At 73.1% G+C, this 15,173-nt stretch carries 15 protein-coding genes; 2 read left to right on the top strand and 13 right to left on the bottom strand.

All coding sequences use genetic code 11. The annotated features are described in order from the left end of the window. Window positions 1-24 precede the first annotated feature (24 nt). The 8 genes from R0145_RS02640 to ssd form a co-directional block, all read right to left on the bottom strand. Entirely contained in the window at window positions 25-690 is a 666-nt protein-coding gene (locus R0145_RS02640; RefSeq protein ID WP_317838883.1) for a hypothetical protein, read from the bottom strand. A gap of 55 nt (window positions 691-745) precedes the next feature. Then, entirely contained in the window at window positions 746-1,189 is a 444-nt protein-coding gene (locus R0145_RS02635; RefSeq protein WP_317838882.1) for an Rv3654c family TadE-like protein, read from the bottom strand. Continuing rightward, window positions 1,186-1,509, bottom strand: a complete 324-nt coding sequence (locus tag R0145_RS02630; RefSeq protein ID WP_317838881.1) for a TadE family type IV pilus minor pilin — start codon at window positions 1,507-1,509, stop codon at window positions 1,186-1,188. Before R0145_RS02630 ends, R0145_RS02635 begins: the two co-directional genes overlap by 4 nt. A gap of 303 nt (window positions 1,510-1,812) precedes the next feature. Beyond that, the gene (locus R0145_RS02625; RefSeq protein ID WP_317838880.1) at window positions 1,813-2,094 is read right to left on the bottom strand and encodes a DUF4244 domain-containing protein; all 282 of its coding nucleotides are present in this window, start codon (window positions 2,092-2,094) and stop codon (window positions 1,813-1,815) included. Window positions 2,095-2,276: 182 nt separating this feature from the next. Beyond that, window positions 2,277-3,062 (bottom strand): type II secretion system F family protein, encoded by a 786-nt coding sequence (locus tag R0145_RS02620; RefSeq protein ID WP_317838879.1) that lies wholly within the window; start codon window positions 3,060-3,062, stop codon window positions 2,277-2,279. A 2-nt stretch (window positions 3,063-3,064) separates the two neighbouring features. Next, on the bottom strand, window positions 3,065-3,901 hold the full coding sequence (locus R0145_RS02615) for a hypothetical protein (protein WP_317838878.1): 837 nt from the start codon (window positions 3,899-3,901) through the stop codon (window positions 3,065-3,067). Then, window positions 3,898-5,046: a TadA family conjugal transfer-associated ATPase gene (locus tag R0145_RS02610; RefSeq protein ID WP_317838877.1), complete on the bottom strand. Its 1,149-nt coding sequence runs from the start codon at window positions 5,044-5,046 to the stop codon at window positions 3,898-3,900. The genes R0145_RS02615 and R0145_RS02610 overlap by 4 nt, the downstream gene beginning before the upstream one ends. Next, window positions 5,043-6,254, bottom strand: coding sequence for a septum site-determining protein Ssd (ssd, locus tag R0145_RS02605; protein WP_317838876.1), 1,212 nt, complete (start codon window positions 6,252-6,254; stop codon window positions 5,043-5,045). Before ssd ends, R0145_RS02610 begins: the two co-directional genes overlap by 4 nt. A 389-nt stretch (window positions 6,255-6,643) precedes the next feature. Here ssd and R0145_RS02600 point away from each other — a divergent pair, with 389 nt between their 5' ends. After that, window positions 6,644-7,387, top strand: coding sequence for a methyltransferase domain-containing protein (locus R0145_RS02600; protein WP_317838875.1), 744 nt, complete (start codon window positions 6,644-6,646; stop codon window positions 7,385-7,387). A gap of 9 nt (window positions 7,388-7,396) precedes the next feature. Here the strand turns inward: R0145_RS02600 and R0145_RS02595 are convergent, their stop codons facing one another. Further along, the gene (locus tag R0145_RS02595) at window positions 7,397-10,642 is read right to left on the bottom strand and encodes an efflux RND transporter permease subunit (RefSeq protein WP_317838874.1); all 3,246 of its coding nucleotides are present in this window, start codon (window positions 10,640-10,642) and stop codon (window positions 7,397-7,399) included. A 238-nt stretch (window positions 10,643-10,880) separates the two neighbouring features. Between R0145_RS02595 and R0145_RS02590 the strand changes: the two genes are divergently transcribed. Beyond that, window positions 10,881-11,372, top strand: a complete 492-nt coding sequence (locus R0145_RS02590; RefSeq protein WP_317838873.1) for a phage holin family protein — start codon at window positions 10,881-10,883, stop codon at window positions 11,370-11,372. Window positions 11,373-11,404: 32 nt separating this feature from the next. On the opposite strand, the gene R0145_RS02585 is transcribed toward R0145_RS02590, so the two are convergent. The 4 genes from R0145_RS02585 to R0145_RS02570 form a co-directional block, all read right to left on the bottom strand. Then, window positions 11,405-12,202, bottom strand: a complete 798-nt coding sequence (locus R0145_RS02585; RefSeq protein ID WP_317838872.1) for a CoA pyrophosphatase — start codon at window positions 12,200-12,202, stop codon at window positions 11,405-11,407. Window positions 12,203-12,253: 51 nt separating this feature from the next. Next, complete coding sequence (locus R0145_RS02580; RefSeq protein WP_317838871.1) at window positions 12,254-13,597, bottom strand: hypothetical protein; 1,344 nt, start codon at window positions 13,595-13,597, stop codon at window positions 12,254-12,256. 110 nt (window positions 13,598-13,707) lie between these two features. Next, window positions 13,708-14,631, bottom strand: coding sequence for a hypothetical protein (locus R0145_RS02575; RefSeq protein WP_317838870.1), 924 nt, complete (start codon window positions 14,629-14,631; stop codon window positions 13,708-13,710). A 71-nt stretch (window positions 14,632-14,702) separates the two neighbouring features. Next, window positions 14,703-15,116: a TlpA disulfide reductase family protein gene (locus tag R0145_RS02570; RefSeq protein WP_317838869.1), complete on the bottom strand. Its 414-nt coding sequence runs from the start codon at window positions 15,114-15,116 to the stop codon at window positions 14,703-14,705. Between the last annotated feature and the right edge of the window lie 57 nt (window positions 15,117-15,173).

The following is a 15,173-nucleotide window of genomic DNA, read 5'->3' as shown; positions in this document are numbered from 1 at the left end:
ACCCCGGGCCCGGGATCTCCGGGCTCACAGGTCCAGGGTGACCAGCTCCACCGGGTCGATGCCGGCCTCCCTCAGCTGGGTGGCGTACGGCTCGGTGGCGTACGCGAACCCGTCGCCATCGGCGTCGACCGCTCGCTGTACGCCCAGCTGCGCGCCACCGAGGTCCAGGGTGAGCCTGGCCCGGGCCCGGGAGAGCAGTCCGCTGCCGTCCGGGGCAGGGATCCGGCCGGGGTCACGGGGGTCCAGCGCGCCCAGGGCGAGCACCCCGTCGGCGCACTCCCCGGCCCGGACCGCTGCGGCGAACGACACACCGGAGTCGTCGGCCCGGTACGGCAGGACCCACTGCCCGCTGCCGCGGGCCGTGTCGGTCAGGTCGACGACGAGCACGTCGGTCACCACCCCCTCGACGGCGTCCGGGCGGGCGCGGTAGCCGGCCGCGGCGCCCGGCTGCCACTCCGTACCGGTCGCCGGGTCGGCCTCCACCAGCGGCATCACCGCCGCCCGGACCAGACCGACCCAGCGTGGGCCGAGACCCTCGGCGAGCGCTGCGGCCGGGACGACACTCCAATCGGCGGCGACCTGCAGGACCACGCCGAAATCCTCCCGGGCCAATACCAGGGCCTGCCCGGTCCGCTCGAGGGAACGGCGGATGACGAGCTCCTGGCAGAACGTCTCGAACCACGAATCCATGCCCCCATCCTGCCCTGCCGCCCGCCGGGGCCGACGGGCGGCGGTCGACGACGGGTCACGGCGCCCGCCCCACCGCGGTGGCGACGCCGACCTCACCGGGGCCGGCGTGCGCGACCGCGCGGACGTCCTCGGGGAGCCCCGGGACGTGGATCGCCACCAGCCGGAAGACCTCCACGCTGACGACGTACCGCTGCAGGTCACCCACCGCGCGGCACTCGGCCAGCACCGCCGGAGCCTCGGCGTCGACCTGTCGCCGGGCCACCGGGCAGGGATCCGTTCCCGTCGCGTACGCCACCGCGCCGGCGAGCGCCGCGCGGTCCGCGACACCCCGGACGCGGTGCAGGGCCATCGCATAGCCGCCGCCGACCGCGCCTGCCCAGGTCAGCATCAACAGGATCGCCACGGTGGCGCACAGCAGCAGGGTTCCCGAACCCTGCTGGTCCTTCGGCCGTCGGTCCCTCGCCCGGCACCAGCCCTCCGTCCGGCACCGCCTCTTCATCGTGCCCTCCCCGGCTCGAGCAACACCCGGGCCTCGGCGACGAGCACCAGGTCCTCCGGTCGTCCGGGCGGGCCGCTGGGCAGTTCCCCGCGGACCCGCACCTCACTCGCCTCCGGAGTGACGGTGAGGCGGGTGCCGGCCGGGGCATCCGTCCGGGCGGCAGCCACAGCTACCCGGTCCCCGCGAGCCGACTGGCGGGCGACCTCCGCGACGGTGTCCTCCAGCAGGAGTTGCCGCGTGAACAGATGCAGTCCCCAGGCGAACATCAGCGTCACGAGGACGACTGCGACAGTACCGACGGCCAGCTCGGCAGTGACCATGCCCCGATCGGGGTGCGGACGCCGGTCAGGGCACAGTCCCCGGTCAGGGCACAGTCCCCGGTCAGGGCACAGTCCCCGGTCAGGGCACGGGCCTCGGTCGGGGCAACCGGGACGACGATCCGCGGTGGTCATGGTGGTCCTTCCCAGGTCGGTGGTGAATCCGCGGGACGAGCCCGCGGAAGGGGATCGTGGGACGAGATGGCGGGATCGGGCCCGGCGTGGGACGCCGGGCCGCCGGTGGTGGCGCCCACCCGGGCCGCCACCACCGGTGCCTCCGCCCTGCGTCCCGGGCCGGGGACAGGGTCAGATCCCGAGTCCCTTGGCGGCCATCACGGCCTGGAAGATCGCCTTCACCAGGTCCAGCAGCAGCTGGACGAACTCCTTGTTGCGGAAGACGTTGATGAGGGCGGTGACCAGGGCGACCGCAGCGACCGTCCCCACGGCGTACTCGGCCGTGGCCATCCCCCGCTGGTCGTGGAGACGCCCGGCCAGGGCCGCGAGGCGGCCGCGACGGCGGGCCGGGGAGGGAGTGAGGTCGGTGGTCTGGTCGGGCGTGGTGGTGTCGGAGGCGGTGGTCTCGGACATGGGGGTTCCCCTTTCGTGTGCCCGCACCCCTGCGGTCCGGGCTCGGTCGGAGGGTGGGACACCGGCGGGGACACGGGGCGGCCGCGGCGGGGTGCTGTGGACGACGGTTCGGGTCGGGACAGGGCTGTGGACGAATCGGGACATCGTGGCGGGTTCGCGGCGATGTGTGCGTCCGGCTCCGGTCACCCCAGTAGCCGGGGCAGGGTGCCGGCGATGACCGGGACGATGCCGACCAGCACGAAGGCGGGCAGGTAGCAGGTCATCAGCGGCAGGACGCTGCGGACCCCGACGGTCCGCGCCGCTGCGACGACGGCCGCATGACGCTCCTTGCGGGCTCGCTCAGCGTGACGGTGCAGCAGATCGACCAGGGTCGACCCGCTCTGCACGGATCGAGCCAGGTCGCGGGCCACGAGTGACCAGGCCGGGTCGGCGGCCAGCCGCAGCCAGGCATGTCCCTCGCTGTCGCCGATGGCGATCTGCGCCAGGACACCGCCGACATCCTCGGCGAGCGGACCGCCGTATGCCCCGGCGACGGCCGCTGCCGCACCGCGGACCGGCAGCCCCGCAGCCAGACAGGAGGCCATCAGCTCCAGGGCACCGGGCAGGTCCGCCGCCAGCCGTCGTCGGCGGCGCAGGGTGGCCGGGGACACGATGCGCCCGCTGACCAGGTACGCGATCGCGGCGGCCGACCCGACCACCAGCGGCGCCACCGATCCCGCACCGGGCGCCAGGGTGAGGACTGCCACCCCGGCGATCCCGCCGGCGGTCATCGCGACCCGGGCCCGGGTCTCGGCGGTCGGGGCACCGGGCACCGGACGGGCGAACCGCTCCCACCGGGCGAGCCACCACGGCCGGCCGGCGCCGGTCCGCAGCCGACGTCGACCAGCGGGCGGCTCCGGCAGGACCAGCGCCACGGCAGCAGCCAGTGCGGCAGCGACCAGGGTGACGGTCGAGGCACCGGGATCCATTCTCAGGGCTCCCGTCCGGGCGTCCGCGCCAACGCGGTGGTCCACAGCGTTCCGAGGCTCGCGAGCGCCACGGCCACGACCGTGCAGGCCAGGCCCACCGCGGTGTGCAGCAGGAAGTCCAGCGGGCGCCCGCCGATCGAGTACCCCAGACCGATCCCCACCGCGGGCAGCACGGCCATCAGCCGGCCGGTGGCCTGGGCCGAGGCGAGTTCGCCGCGGACCAGCCGGGACACCTCCGCCTCGCGCTCCAGCGCGCCGGCCACCTGGTCGAGGGAGGGTCCCATCGGGGCGCCGCAGGCCCGCGACACCTCCCACGCCCGGGCCAGGTCGGCCAGTCCGCCACAACCGGGCCGACCGGCCTGGTGCCGCCAGGTACGGACCACGTCGTCGCCGACCAGTAGGGCAGCTGCGGCGGGGGCGAGGACAGGACAGTCCTCGGCGACCAGGTCGACCGCCCCCTCGGGAGCCCGGCCCGCCCGGACCTCGGCGGCAACCAGGCTGCAGGCCCTGGCGACCTCGGCCTCGGAACGGGCCCGCGCCAGCTCCCGCGCCCGTCCCTTGAGCAGGGACGCCGCGGTCAGGGCCGGCACCAGACCGATCGCGGCGTACGCAGCGCCCTGCGGGCCGGACGCGACCCCCACTACCAGGACGGCCAGCAGGGCACCGAGCAGCACCAGGACGGCCCGACGGCGCCCGCCCGCGGCCCGGTGGATGGCCGGCGCGGCCTCCGCCACCGGCTGCCCGGCCAGCCGTCCCGCTGCCCGCCCCGGCGGGACCCCGACGAGCGCCGCGACGGCCAGCGCCGCGGCCAGCGCCACCCACCCCGCCGGAGTGCTCATCGGGCCACCCGGGAGAGGAACTCCTCCCCGGCGGGACCGCGCCGGACCGTGCCGTCGCGGGGGAAGGCGAGCGCCTCCCGGACGTGCATCCCGCCGGCCTCGTCGGGGCCGAACATGCCGATCTGGGCCACCCGGCGGTGGCCGTCGTGGTCGCGGCGCAAATGGACCACCGCGTCGAGCGCCGACAGGGCCTGGGTCCGGGTCGCCTCCCGGCCGAGCCCACCGAGCGCAGCGAGCGCCTCCAGCCGGGCCGGGACGTCGGCGGCGGAGTTGGCGTGGACGGTCCCGCAGCCGCCCTCGTGGCCGGTGTTGAGCGCCGCGAGCAGGTCACAGAGCTCGGCTCCGCGCACCTCGCCGACGACCACCCGGTCGGGCCGCATCCGCAGCGCCTGGCGGACCAGGACGGCCAGCCCCAGTGCCCCGGTGCCCTCGGCGTTCGCCGGCCGGCCCTCGAGCCGTACGCAGTGGGGGTGCGGCGGGTCGAGCTCCCGGGAGTCCTCCACCACCACCAGCCGCTGGTCGTGCGGCACCAGGCCCAGCAGGGTGCCGAGCACGGTGGTCTTCCCGGTGCCCGTCCCGCCGGAGACCAAAAAGGCCAGCCGGTGCTCGATCAGTCCCTCGAGCAGTGGCACCGCGGTGCTGGGCAGCGCGCCCCGGGTGACCAGATCGGCGAGGCTGAACCGGTGCCGAGCCGGGACTCTGAGAGAAATACAGGTTCCGGGGTCGGCCACCGAGCCGAGCACGGCGTGCACCCGGGTCCCGTCGGGCAGCCGGGCGTCGACATAGGGGGCAGCGTCGTCGAGGCGGCGCCCCACCCGCGCGGCCAGCCGCAGCGCGAGGCGGCGCACCTCCTCCTCCGACCCGAACGTCAACGGCATCCGCTCCAGTCCGTGGCCGCGGTCGATCCACACCTGGTCGGGCCCGTTGACGAGGACATCGGTCACCCCGGGCAGCGCGAGCAGCGGATCGAGGACCCCGGCACCGTACGACTCGCGGTGCAGGCGCTCGACCGCGTCGTAGAGCAGGGCATCGGTGACCACCAGCCCCTCGGCCCGCATCGCCGCCGCCACGTCCTCGGTGGTCGGCGGGCGTCCCAGCCCGGCGAGGGCGGGGCGGAGTCGGTCGAGGTCCACCAGTCCACTCATCGGTCACCACCCCGCCTGCGGGAGGCCGGACCGGTCGGCCGGAGCGCGTCGAAGGTGGCGAGCAGGTCGCCGCAGGCGGCCACCCAGGCGCGGCGGGCGACCCGCCACGGCGGATCGCCGCGTTCCGCAGCGACCGGAAGCCGCGCGTCGTGGGGCAGCATCCCAGCGACCGGGAAGCCGACCGTCTCCGCCACCAACTGCCGGTCCGCCTCGCGGGTCGGGCCGCCCCCACCGCGGCGCGCGGCGATCGCCGGCTCGAGACCGTCCTCGCCGCAGTGCAGTGCGATCTGGCGGGCCGAAGCGAGCTGTCGGACGCCCGGACCCGCGACGACGAGGACCGTGCCGGCGCGGGCCAGGTGCCGGTCCCACGGTGGTCGCGGGGACACGTCGAGCACCACCAGGTCGTACGTCGCCCGGGCCGCGGCGAGAACGCTGTCGACGGCCCGGTCGTCGGGGAGTCGATCGCCGGGCGTACGGCCCATCGTGATGACGTCGACGCCGCCGCCCCCGGGCAGGCGGCCGGCCAGCGACCCCACCCCGCCGTGGGCACGGGCCAGGTCGTCCCACCGCCAGCCGGGTGAGCGCTCAGCGCCCAGCAGCAGGTCGATCCCGCCCGCCCACGGATCGAGGTCGACGAGCACCGGCCGGTGGCCGTCGAGCGCGGCTGCGCCGGCCAGCCCGGCGGCCGTGGTGGAGGCTCCGGCGCCGCCACCGCCGGAGACGACGGCGAGGGTACGAGCCCCCTCGCGGGGTGGCGGCCCACCCAGGGCCCGGCCGAGCACCGGGGTGTCCCGGGGAACGACGACGAGGCTCGCCCCCAACGGCCCGGACCATCGGCACAGCTCGTCGACATCGGTCTCGGCCCCGAGCAGATGCACACCGTCACGGGCGGGCAGCCCCAGCTCCGCCACGGCCGGTGCCGCGTCGACGGTGATCAGGACGGCGTCGGTGGCACTCCACCGGGCCGGCAGCTGCGTCGGTGGAAGCGAGTCAGGTGGCGGCGTGGTGAGGGCGGCGGTGACGGACTCCACCGCCCGCAGCAGGTCGGTCCGCTCGCCGACCAGCACGCTCGTCGCCACCGGGACGCCCCGGGACGGTATCGGCAGCCGACGGGCCGGTGCGGTCGGGCCGGACGGGGTGGTCCGGGTGGCCGGGCCGCGGTCGGTCCCGGGAGTCGCGGCACGGGCGCGACGAGGCAGCACATCCATGTCCCGAGAGTGGGTCGGCCGCCTCTCGGATGGGGGCCGGAGCGGCTGATCTGTGGATGACCCGGCCCGGACGACCCGTCTGTGGACAACCCTCCGCCCCACAGGTGGTCGATCACCGACCCCCTGGGTGAGTCGAATCACAGCCGGAGTCTTCCCTGACCACCTGCCCTACTGGTATGAATAGAGCAAGGTTCACACCCCACACAGCAGCCAGGCACCCACGTATCGATCGACCGTCTTCGAGGGCGTAGCAGTCGGCTCCCCGCCGATGGGCACGACACGGCAGTGCGCCTGATCACCTGGACTGAGGTGTCCTGTGGGATCCGCCCCCGGGCGGGTCCCACAGCACGTTCCGGGTCGATCCCATCCGGTCCCCGTACAGTGGGCGCATGGCTTCCCCCCGCACCCACCATCCGGCTGCGGCCATGGCCTGGCTGCTGCCGGATGCCGGTTCCCGGGTCCTCGATCTCTGCACCGGGAAGGGCGCTTTCACGGTGGACCTGGTCCGGTGCGGACACCGGGTGTTCGGCATCACGGCCGACCCACGGGTCGCCCAGCTGGTGTCCGGCCGAGCCGGGGGGGCGACGGTCGTCCGGGCCGCCGCCGACCGGCTCCCGTTCCGGCCGCGGTGGTTCGACGTGGTGACGATCGCGGGCCAGCGGGCCCGCCCGGCCGCGGCCTTCCCGGAAGCCGTCCGGGTGCTGCGCCCCGGCGGTCACCTGGGGGTGCTGCGGACGACGCGGGACGACACCGTGCCGTGGGTCCGTCGGTTGGCCGGACTGCTGCAGGCGTACGACCCGACGGCGATGACGACCACGGTGTCCGGGCCCTCCGAGGAGGAGATCCTCGCCAGCGGCTGGTTCGTCTCCGCCGAGTCCCGGTCGTTCCGCCATTGGGTGCCGGTCGACCGCGCCGGCCTGCTGGCGATGGTCGAGTCCCGGCCGCGGATCCGGCAGCTGCCCGAGCCCGACCGGACGGCTCTGCTCGCCGGCGTCGGCGGCCTGTTCGACGACATCGCCCGCGGACACGAGCTGATGCTGCCGTACCGGGTGGAGTGCCGGAAGGCCTGGCCCGACCCGGAGCGGCAGGCGCTGGAGCCGTCCATCACGATCGGCATCCACCTGCGCTGGTGATCCGCCCGGTCAGATCCCGGTGGCGGGTTCGTCGGTGATCCCCCGCCGGGGGCGGTCCGGGTCGGCCCGGGGATCGGGGTCGCCGAACGCCTCCACCGGGACCGGCTGGAGCCGGCGAGCCAGCCGGCTCTCGTGACGGACCGCCCGGCTCTCGCCGACCCGTTCGACCATCGTGTAGAGCACCGGCACGAGGATCAGGGTGAGCAGCGTCGACGAGACCAGGCCACCGATCACGACGATCGCCAGGGGCTTGGAGATGAACACGCCGCCACCACTGAGGCCGAGCCCCATCGGCGCCATCGCGAGGATCGTCGCGAGCGCGGTCATCACGATCGGTCGCAACCGGTGCCGGGCCCCCTCGCGGACCGCGTCGTCGATCGCGCGGCCGCGATCCCGGTACTGGTTGATCAGGTCGATGAGCACGATCGCGTTGGTCACCACGATGCCGACCAGCATCAACGCACCGATCATCGACGGCACCCCGAGCGGGGTGTTCGTCACGACCAGCGCCGCGACCGCGCCGATCGCCGCGAAGGGGATGGACACCAGCAGGATCAGCGGCTGGATGAGCGACTTGAAGGTGGCCACCATCACCACGTACACGATCGCGACGGCCACCAGCAGCGCGAGGCCCAGCTGGCTGAAGGCCTTCTGCTGGTCGGCGCTGACACCGCCGACGGTGACGGTGACGCCGGCCGGCACGCTCACCGTGGCGATCGTCGCGGTGACCGCCCGGGTGACGGCGCCCAGGTCGGCCCCGGCCGGGGCGACGGACACGGTCGCGCTGCGCCGTCCCTGATCCCGGGCGATGGAGGTGGCCACGTCGGCCTGGCGTACGTCGGCGATGTCCCGCAGATGCACTGTCGTCGGCACCGCCGCCGCGGCGGCTGCCTGGGAAGCCGCGGCCGTGCCGGCGCCGGCGGAGGCCGAGGCGGAGGCAGAGGGCGCCGCCGACGGCGTCTTGACCACCGTCGCCGGCACCTGGAGGTCGCGCAGCGCGTCGAGCCCGACGGGCGCGTCACGGACGCTGATCATCACGTCCTTGGTGACCCCGTCGGTCTCGACCTGGGCCACCTGCTGGGGTGCCAGGGCGGCCTTGACGGTCGCCGCGACGGTCCGTTCGTCGACGCCCTTCTCGGCCGCCTTCGTACGATCCAGATCCACCACCACGGTGGGCCGGTCCGCGGCGAGCGTGTCGGTGACCCCGGCCGATCCGTCGACACCGGTCAGCGCCTCGTGGACGGCGGTGGTGGCCATTCGCAGCCGCTCGGTGTCGGGAGCGGACACCTTGACATCGATGGTGCTGGTGCCGTAGCCGGCCTGCGCGGCCACCGCCACCTCCCCGACATCCTGCAGCGGGTCGACCGCGTCGCGGACCCGCTGTTGCACCGCCACCTGGTCGGCCGCCGGGTCGGTGGTGACCGAGAAGGTCGCCTGGTCGGACCCGCCGCCGGTGAACATCGCCTCCGCCCCGGCACCACCGATAGTGGTCTGCACCGTCTCGACACCGGTGACGCCGCGGAGCGCCGCCTCCACGATGCCGGCCTGGCGGTCCTGCTCGGCCAGGGACAGCGCCGGCCGGAACTTCTGCGTCACGGTCAGGGTGTTCTGGCCGGTGTCGCCGAGGAAGTCGGTCTGCAGCCGCGGCACCATGACGCCGGAGAGGCCGAGCAGGACGACCGCGACGAGCACGGTCACCCAGGGGTGACGGACCGCGGCGGTCAGCGAGGGCAGGTAGAGCCGCTGCATCGGCGTACGCCGCGGCCGGCCGGTGGCGTCGTCCAGGGCGGTGACGTGGCTGCGGGAGCGCTCCGGCAGGAACCAGTACGCCAGCACCGGCACGATGGTCAGCGCCACCAGCAGGGACGACAGCAGGGCGAGCGAGCTGGTGATGGCGAACGGGCGGAACAGCTCGCCGACCTGCCCGCCGACCAGTGCCAGCGGCAGGAAGACCGCCACCGTGGTGAGCGTCGACGCGGTGATCGCCGTGGCGACCTCCCGGACACCGGTGAGCACGGCGTCGGTCCGGCGTTGTCCCTCACCCAGATGGCGCTGGATGTTCTCGATCACCACGATCGAGTCGTCCACCACCCGGCCGATGGCCATGGTCAGGGCGCCGAGGGTGAGCATGTTCAGCGAGTAGCCGGCCGACCCCATCCCGATCAGCGCCATCAGCACCGACACCGGGATCGACACCGCGGTCACCAGCGTGGGCCGGATCGAGGCGAGGAACAGCAGGATGACGACGACCGCCATCAGCAGGCCCAGGCCGCCCTCGACGAGCAGGTTGTGGATCGATTCGGAGATGAACGGCGCCTGGTCGAACACCACGGTGGTGTGCGCACCATGGCCCAGCGCGGCGTCCAGCCCGGCCAGCTTGTCGCGGATCTGGCCTGAGATGGCGACACTGTTGCCGTCCGGGGTCTTGGTGACCGACAGCGACAGGCTCTCCCGGCCATTGGTCCGGGCCAGCGAGGTGGCCGCCGCCTCCCGGTCGGTGACCGTGGCGACCTGGTCGATGCGTACGGCCTGCCCGGTCGCGCTGGTCAGGGTGACCGCCGCGACATCGGCCGCGGTCACGTACCGCTCCCCCACCGTGACGGTGAGGTCCTGGTTGCCGTCGCGCAGCGCACCGCCCGCGGCCGGGGTGCCGGAGGTCCCGATCGCCTGCTGCACCTGGGCGACGGTAACGCCCTTGTCCGACAGCTTCTTGTCGTCGACCGCAACCAGCACCTGGGGGACGGGGGCGCCGGCGACGCTCACCGCGCGGACGCCGTCGACCTTCTCCAGCTCCGGCACGACCAGTGTCCGGACCCGCTCGGCCAGCTGTCCGGCGGTGGTGTCGTCGGCGACGGCGAGTTGAAGCACCGGGACGTCGTCGATGCTGCCGGTGAACACCTGGGTGGTGACCCCATCCGGCAACACCCCCTCGATCCGCGAGATCGCCGCCTTGGCGTCCTGCTGGACCGAGGACATGTTCGACCCGTAGCGCATCTGCAGGGTCACCGTGGCGGACCCGGCGGTGGACACCGAGGAACTCGTGTCCAGCCCCTGCAGCGACGCGACGGCCTGTTCGATCGGGATCGTCACCCGTTGTTCGACCACTGCGGGCGACGCCCCGGGGTAGGAGGCGTAGACGACGGCCACCGGCACCGAGATCCGCGGGATCAGCTCCTGGCGCAGCGAGCCGGTGCTGACCACACCGAAGATCAGGACGAAGACCGTGACCAGAGCGACCAGGGCCCTGTTTCGCATGCTCAACCCGGCCAGTCGGCCCATGTGATTCCCCTCCCGTGGTCGCGGCCATTCTTCCAGAACGCGCAAACGACACTCACGAGGCACTACGCTCATGGACCAGGGACGCCGAGGACCGGCGCTCCGCCGTCCACCGCCGCGTCGTCGAGCCGATCCGACGGCGTGTCGGCCGGTGTCGTCGGTCCGCCGCCCGCCCGTACCACCTCGCCCGTCCGCCCCAGCACGCAGGAGCTACCCCATGGCCGAACAGATCAGCGACCTCCTGAAGAACATCACCGACGATGTGAAGACCATCGTCAGGGGCGAGATCGACCTCGCCAAGGCGGAGATCATGCCCAAGGCGAAGAACCTCGGGATCGGTGGCGGGCTGTTCGCCGCGGCAGGGGTGATGGCCGTCTTCGCCCTCACCCACCTGATGACCGCCGCCGGATTCGGCCTGGCGGTGGCCTACTCCGGCGGCGAGTTCTCCGCCGGGCCGGCCTGGGGCTTCCTGACCATCGGTGGGGCCTTCCTCATCCTCGCAGCCGTCACCGCGCTGATCGGCCTGAGTCGGGTCCGGCGGGCGACCCGCAACGGGATGGCACCGGCCGCGGCGATCGAGCAGGCGACGACGACGGTGGACTCCGCCAAGGCCGCCCTGGTCCGTGGCCGGGAACAGGCGGAGGCGGACGCCGCGGCACGTCGGCAGCAGAAGTCGGTCGAGACCTGGGTGGGCGCCGACACCCTCTGACTGCTGAGCGGGCGGACGAGCGGGCTTTCCCCTCAGCGGGCCGGGTCGTGGTCCCGGCCGAAGCGCAGCGGGACCGGGCGGATCCGGTCGTGGTCCCAGGGGACGGTCCAGCCGGCCAGGTCGATGAGCGCGTCGACCAGGTGGGCGGTCAGCCCCCAGATGAAAAGGTCGTCGATCAGGAACGCCGGCCCGCGCCGGCCGCCGGGGTAGCGCACCGTGGCCCGGTTGGCCGGGTCGACCAGTCGACGCACCTCGATCTGGTGCAGCGCGGCGATCTCCCCGGGGTCGTTGACCTCGACCGGGTGCGGGGTGTGCCACCAGGCGACCACGGTGGCGACGTCGAAGCCGCTGGCCGAGACATGGGCGGTGGGCAGCACGCCGAGCACCCGGAACGAGTCGGGACGGACAGCGGCTTCCTCCCCGGCCTCCCGCTGCGCGGTGCCGACCGGCCCCTCGTCGCCCTCGGCCCAGGATCCGCCGGGGAATGCGATCTGGCCGGCATGACGGCGCAGGTGCGCCGACTTCTCCACGAACAGCAGCCGGGGCGCCGGCGGCCGGGTGTCGAACAGGGCGAGCACCGCAGCCCGGCGGCCGCCCTGCGGCGCCCGGTCGATCAGCACCCGCTGCTGGGTCTCCGGCGCACCCAACGTCACCCGGAGCGTACGCAGCACCGACGGGATCGGCTGCCGGGCGGCGGGCCGCTCGTCGAGTTCCACGTCCCGCTCGCCGAGGTCACGCGGGTACCCGGTGAGCGGCCGGGGACGTTCCGGACTGTCTGACGCATCGTCGAGGAAATCCGGTCCCTCGACGTCGGGAATCTGCTCCGGCATGACCGCCACTGTACGCAGTCCTCCGTCCGCGCGGCTCAGGCCGCGACAGTGTCACGTGGACGACGTGCGGGCCCGGGGCGGCGCGGCGCCGTCGAGGGAGGGTTCGCTCGTCTCGCGTTCCCGGGCGAACCGGCCCAGGATGCTGGTGCGGAGCGTCTCCAACGCAAGATCGATGGTGCCGGCACGTTCCTCGGTGAGCCGGCGCGCAGTCTTGACGAAGTGCAGAAGCTGAGGTGGGTTAGGCACGTGCCGAAGGTCGTCTCCGTACTTCCTGTGTTCCGCGAGGCGTTGGGCGGCCACGACGCCGGGCCAGGCCCGCGCTCCGACAGTGGCGCCGTCGCCGGGCAACCTCAGGCGAACGATATTGCCGAGATCGAGTGCTGAGTCGACCACCACGACCATGCCGGTGTCGGAGCCGGCCGGGCCGGGCCGGTCGGGCGAATCGAAGTCCACCTGACCATCGTCCGCCCGAACGCGCACCGCGACGACCTCGCGTCGTTCTCGATCAAGGAGAACGACCGCCGAGCCGTTCGGACCGCGAGTGAAGTGGGCGGGCGCCGGGAGAATGTCGAGCCATGGTCGGGTCTTGGCCAGCTCGAGCAGCAGGATCATCAGGTCGTACTCTGCGAGGCTCTCGCCCTGGAAGCGGCGGAACCCCTTGGCATGCTCGGTCGCCGCGTACGGCCCGGCGTACATCTTCGGGTTGTTCTCGCGCGCCTGCATCATCACCATGGCCTCCATGGCGCGCCAGAACTGGAGTCCGGTGATCTGCTGCGGGCTGAGGTCACGCCCCTCCAGGATGCGCTGCCAGAACGGCAGGGCGGTCAGCATGAGATGGATCCACGCGAACTCACGCACCGCGACGTAGCGATCGGGCAGTCCCTCACCGGCCGCTTCCACTGCGCGGATATGGGTGTCCGCGAGCCCGGATCCCGCGTAGTCGGTGAGATCTTCGCCGGCGCCGGCGTACCGACGTTTCAGCCGGGCCGACGACACACCCCTGAGTACAGCGCTCAGTGCGGCGGCATACGCGTCCTGGTAGCGCCTGACCGGCCTCAGGAGCATGTCTCGTGGACGCCCGAAGGCGGGCCAGGGCGTCCACGTCGCGAACTCCTGGGCGAACAGATCGAACGGGACGGCGGGCTGGGTCTCTGCTTCCTGTCGCTTCGACGGCCCGACTGCGCGATCCTCACCACCGACCGTGTGGCCGTGGGTGCCGGGTGCCTGGTCGGTGCCCCCCACCACGATCCCGCGAGCGGCCTGCTTGCTCTTGGTCAGGATGGTGAGCTGATAGACGAGTCGAGACTTCACCCGAGGATGGTTGGCGAAGTAGTGAAACCCGCCTTCGGTCCGCAGGAAGCGGTCGACGAAGGCGTCGCCGTCGAACAGCCTCACCAGCACCCGGGTCTTGGGAGGCGCGTGTGTGTGTTTGCTTCCGGCACCGCGGTACCCGTACTCGTTCACCGGCGTTGCGCCACCTGGTTGACGGGCCATGACTGTCCCCCTCAGGACAGCGGGGTGTAGGTGAGCCGGTCACGCTCACGACGGAGCGAATCGAACGTCACCGCCAGCCCATGCGGCAGGCCGACTTCGCGACTGTACCGGCGGGGCACCTCGCTCACCCTCCGGACAAGGTCCTCCGAAAAGCGCCCGTTCTCCCCCAGTTCACGTGAGAGAACGTCGACGCCGAAAACCGGATGCCGACGGTCGTCGCCCCACGAGCCCGCACCAGCCGGCGGGGTGAGAAGACGCAGCGAGCCTGGGCGTGCCAGGCCCGCGACCCCCAGCCGGGACGCGATGACCCGGGTCGCCTCCTGGTCGAGGACGAAGAAGGAGGCACATCCCCACGAGTCCCGCGTCAAGGAGTTGATGATGGCACGCCAACGCTCGATCGGGACCCCTGGGACGACTGGCGCGAGGGCGATGCACGTGACGCGGCGGTCGCTCTCGATGATGTCGGCGAGCCAGTCCGCCTCGGCCGGTTCGAGGGCCACCGGGTCGGAAAAGACCGGAACCGCGCCGTCAGTCGCCGCGACTGCCCGCAAGGTGTCCCGAACGAGTCGAGCCGTAGCAGGCTCGGCGGGCTCGCCGTCGGGCCCGACGCCATCTCCCTCGAACACCAGCATCTGCCGGGCATCGAACGGGTCCGCGGATGCACACAAGCGCGTGGTCCAGACACCGGCATCATTGCTCTCGACGTACTCGAGAAGGAGGGAATGCACCCCGCCGACGGCGTGGTCCTCCACGACGGTCAACGTGGAGTGCGGACCGAGGACGTAGACGCCAGATCGGTCCCACTCGATCCTCCCGACCGTTTTGCGACGATCTCGGGACAGTTTGTCCACCCAGGCTCGGAACTGCACGTCGGCAACGGCCGTGGCGTCGCTGTCGACATCCAGGTGCAGCACCGCGCGGTACCCGGCCACCATCGAGCTCTCCCCTCCCCCGCGGGCAGTCCGTCTATCCTTTCACAACCGCGGTGCCGGTCACAGATCACCACTCAGCCGATGGCCAGCTGGTCGCGCAGCAGTCCCCGCAGCTGGTCAGCGGAGGTGAGCGCCCCGGCGTGCCGATACACGATCCGCCCGTCGGCGTCGACGAACAGCGTCTGCGGGATCCCCACCACGCCGATCCGCCCCGCGAATGCGCGGTCAGGGTCCGCCACCTGGGCGTACGTCCACCCCTGGCCGGCCGCGAACTCCAGCGCGGCGGCGGGATCGGGGTCCGCCACGTCCACCCCGACGAACCGCACCGATCCCCCGGACTGCTGCGACGCCTCGGCGAGGAACGGCGCCTCGGTCCGACAGGGACCGCACCAGGTGGCCCAGAGGTTGACCACCATCGGGGTGCCCCGCAGCGCTGACAGGTCCACTGAGCCCGAGCCGTCCAGGCAGGTCTGCAGGAGGGACGGCAACTGATCGGCTCCGGCGGTGCTGGCGACCGCAGCGCCGCCTGCGGTCGGCGCCGGGCA

The organism is Raineyella sp. W15-4 (genome assembly GCF_033170155.1).
GTDB lineage: Bacteria > Actinomycetota > Actinomycetes > Propionibacteriales > Propionibacteriaceae > Raineyella.
Note: the sequence above shows the minus strand (reverse complement) of the source record. Positions and strands in the feature narration are given on the sequence as shown.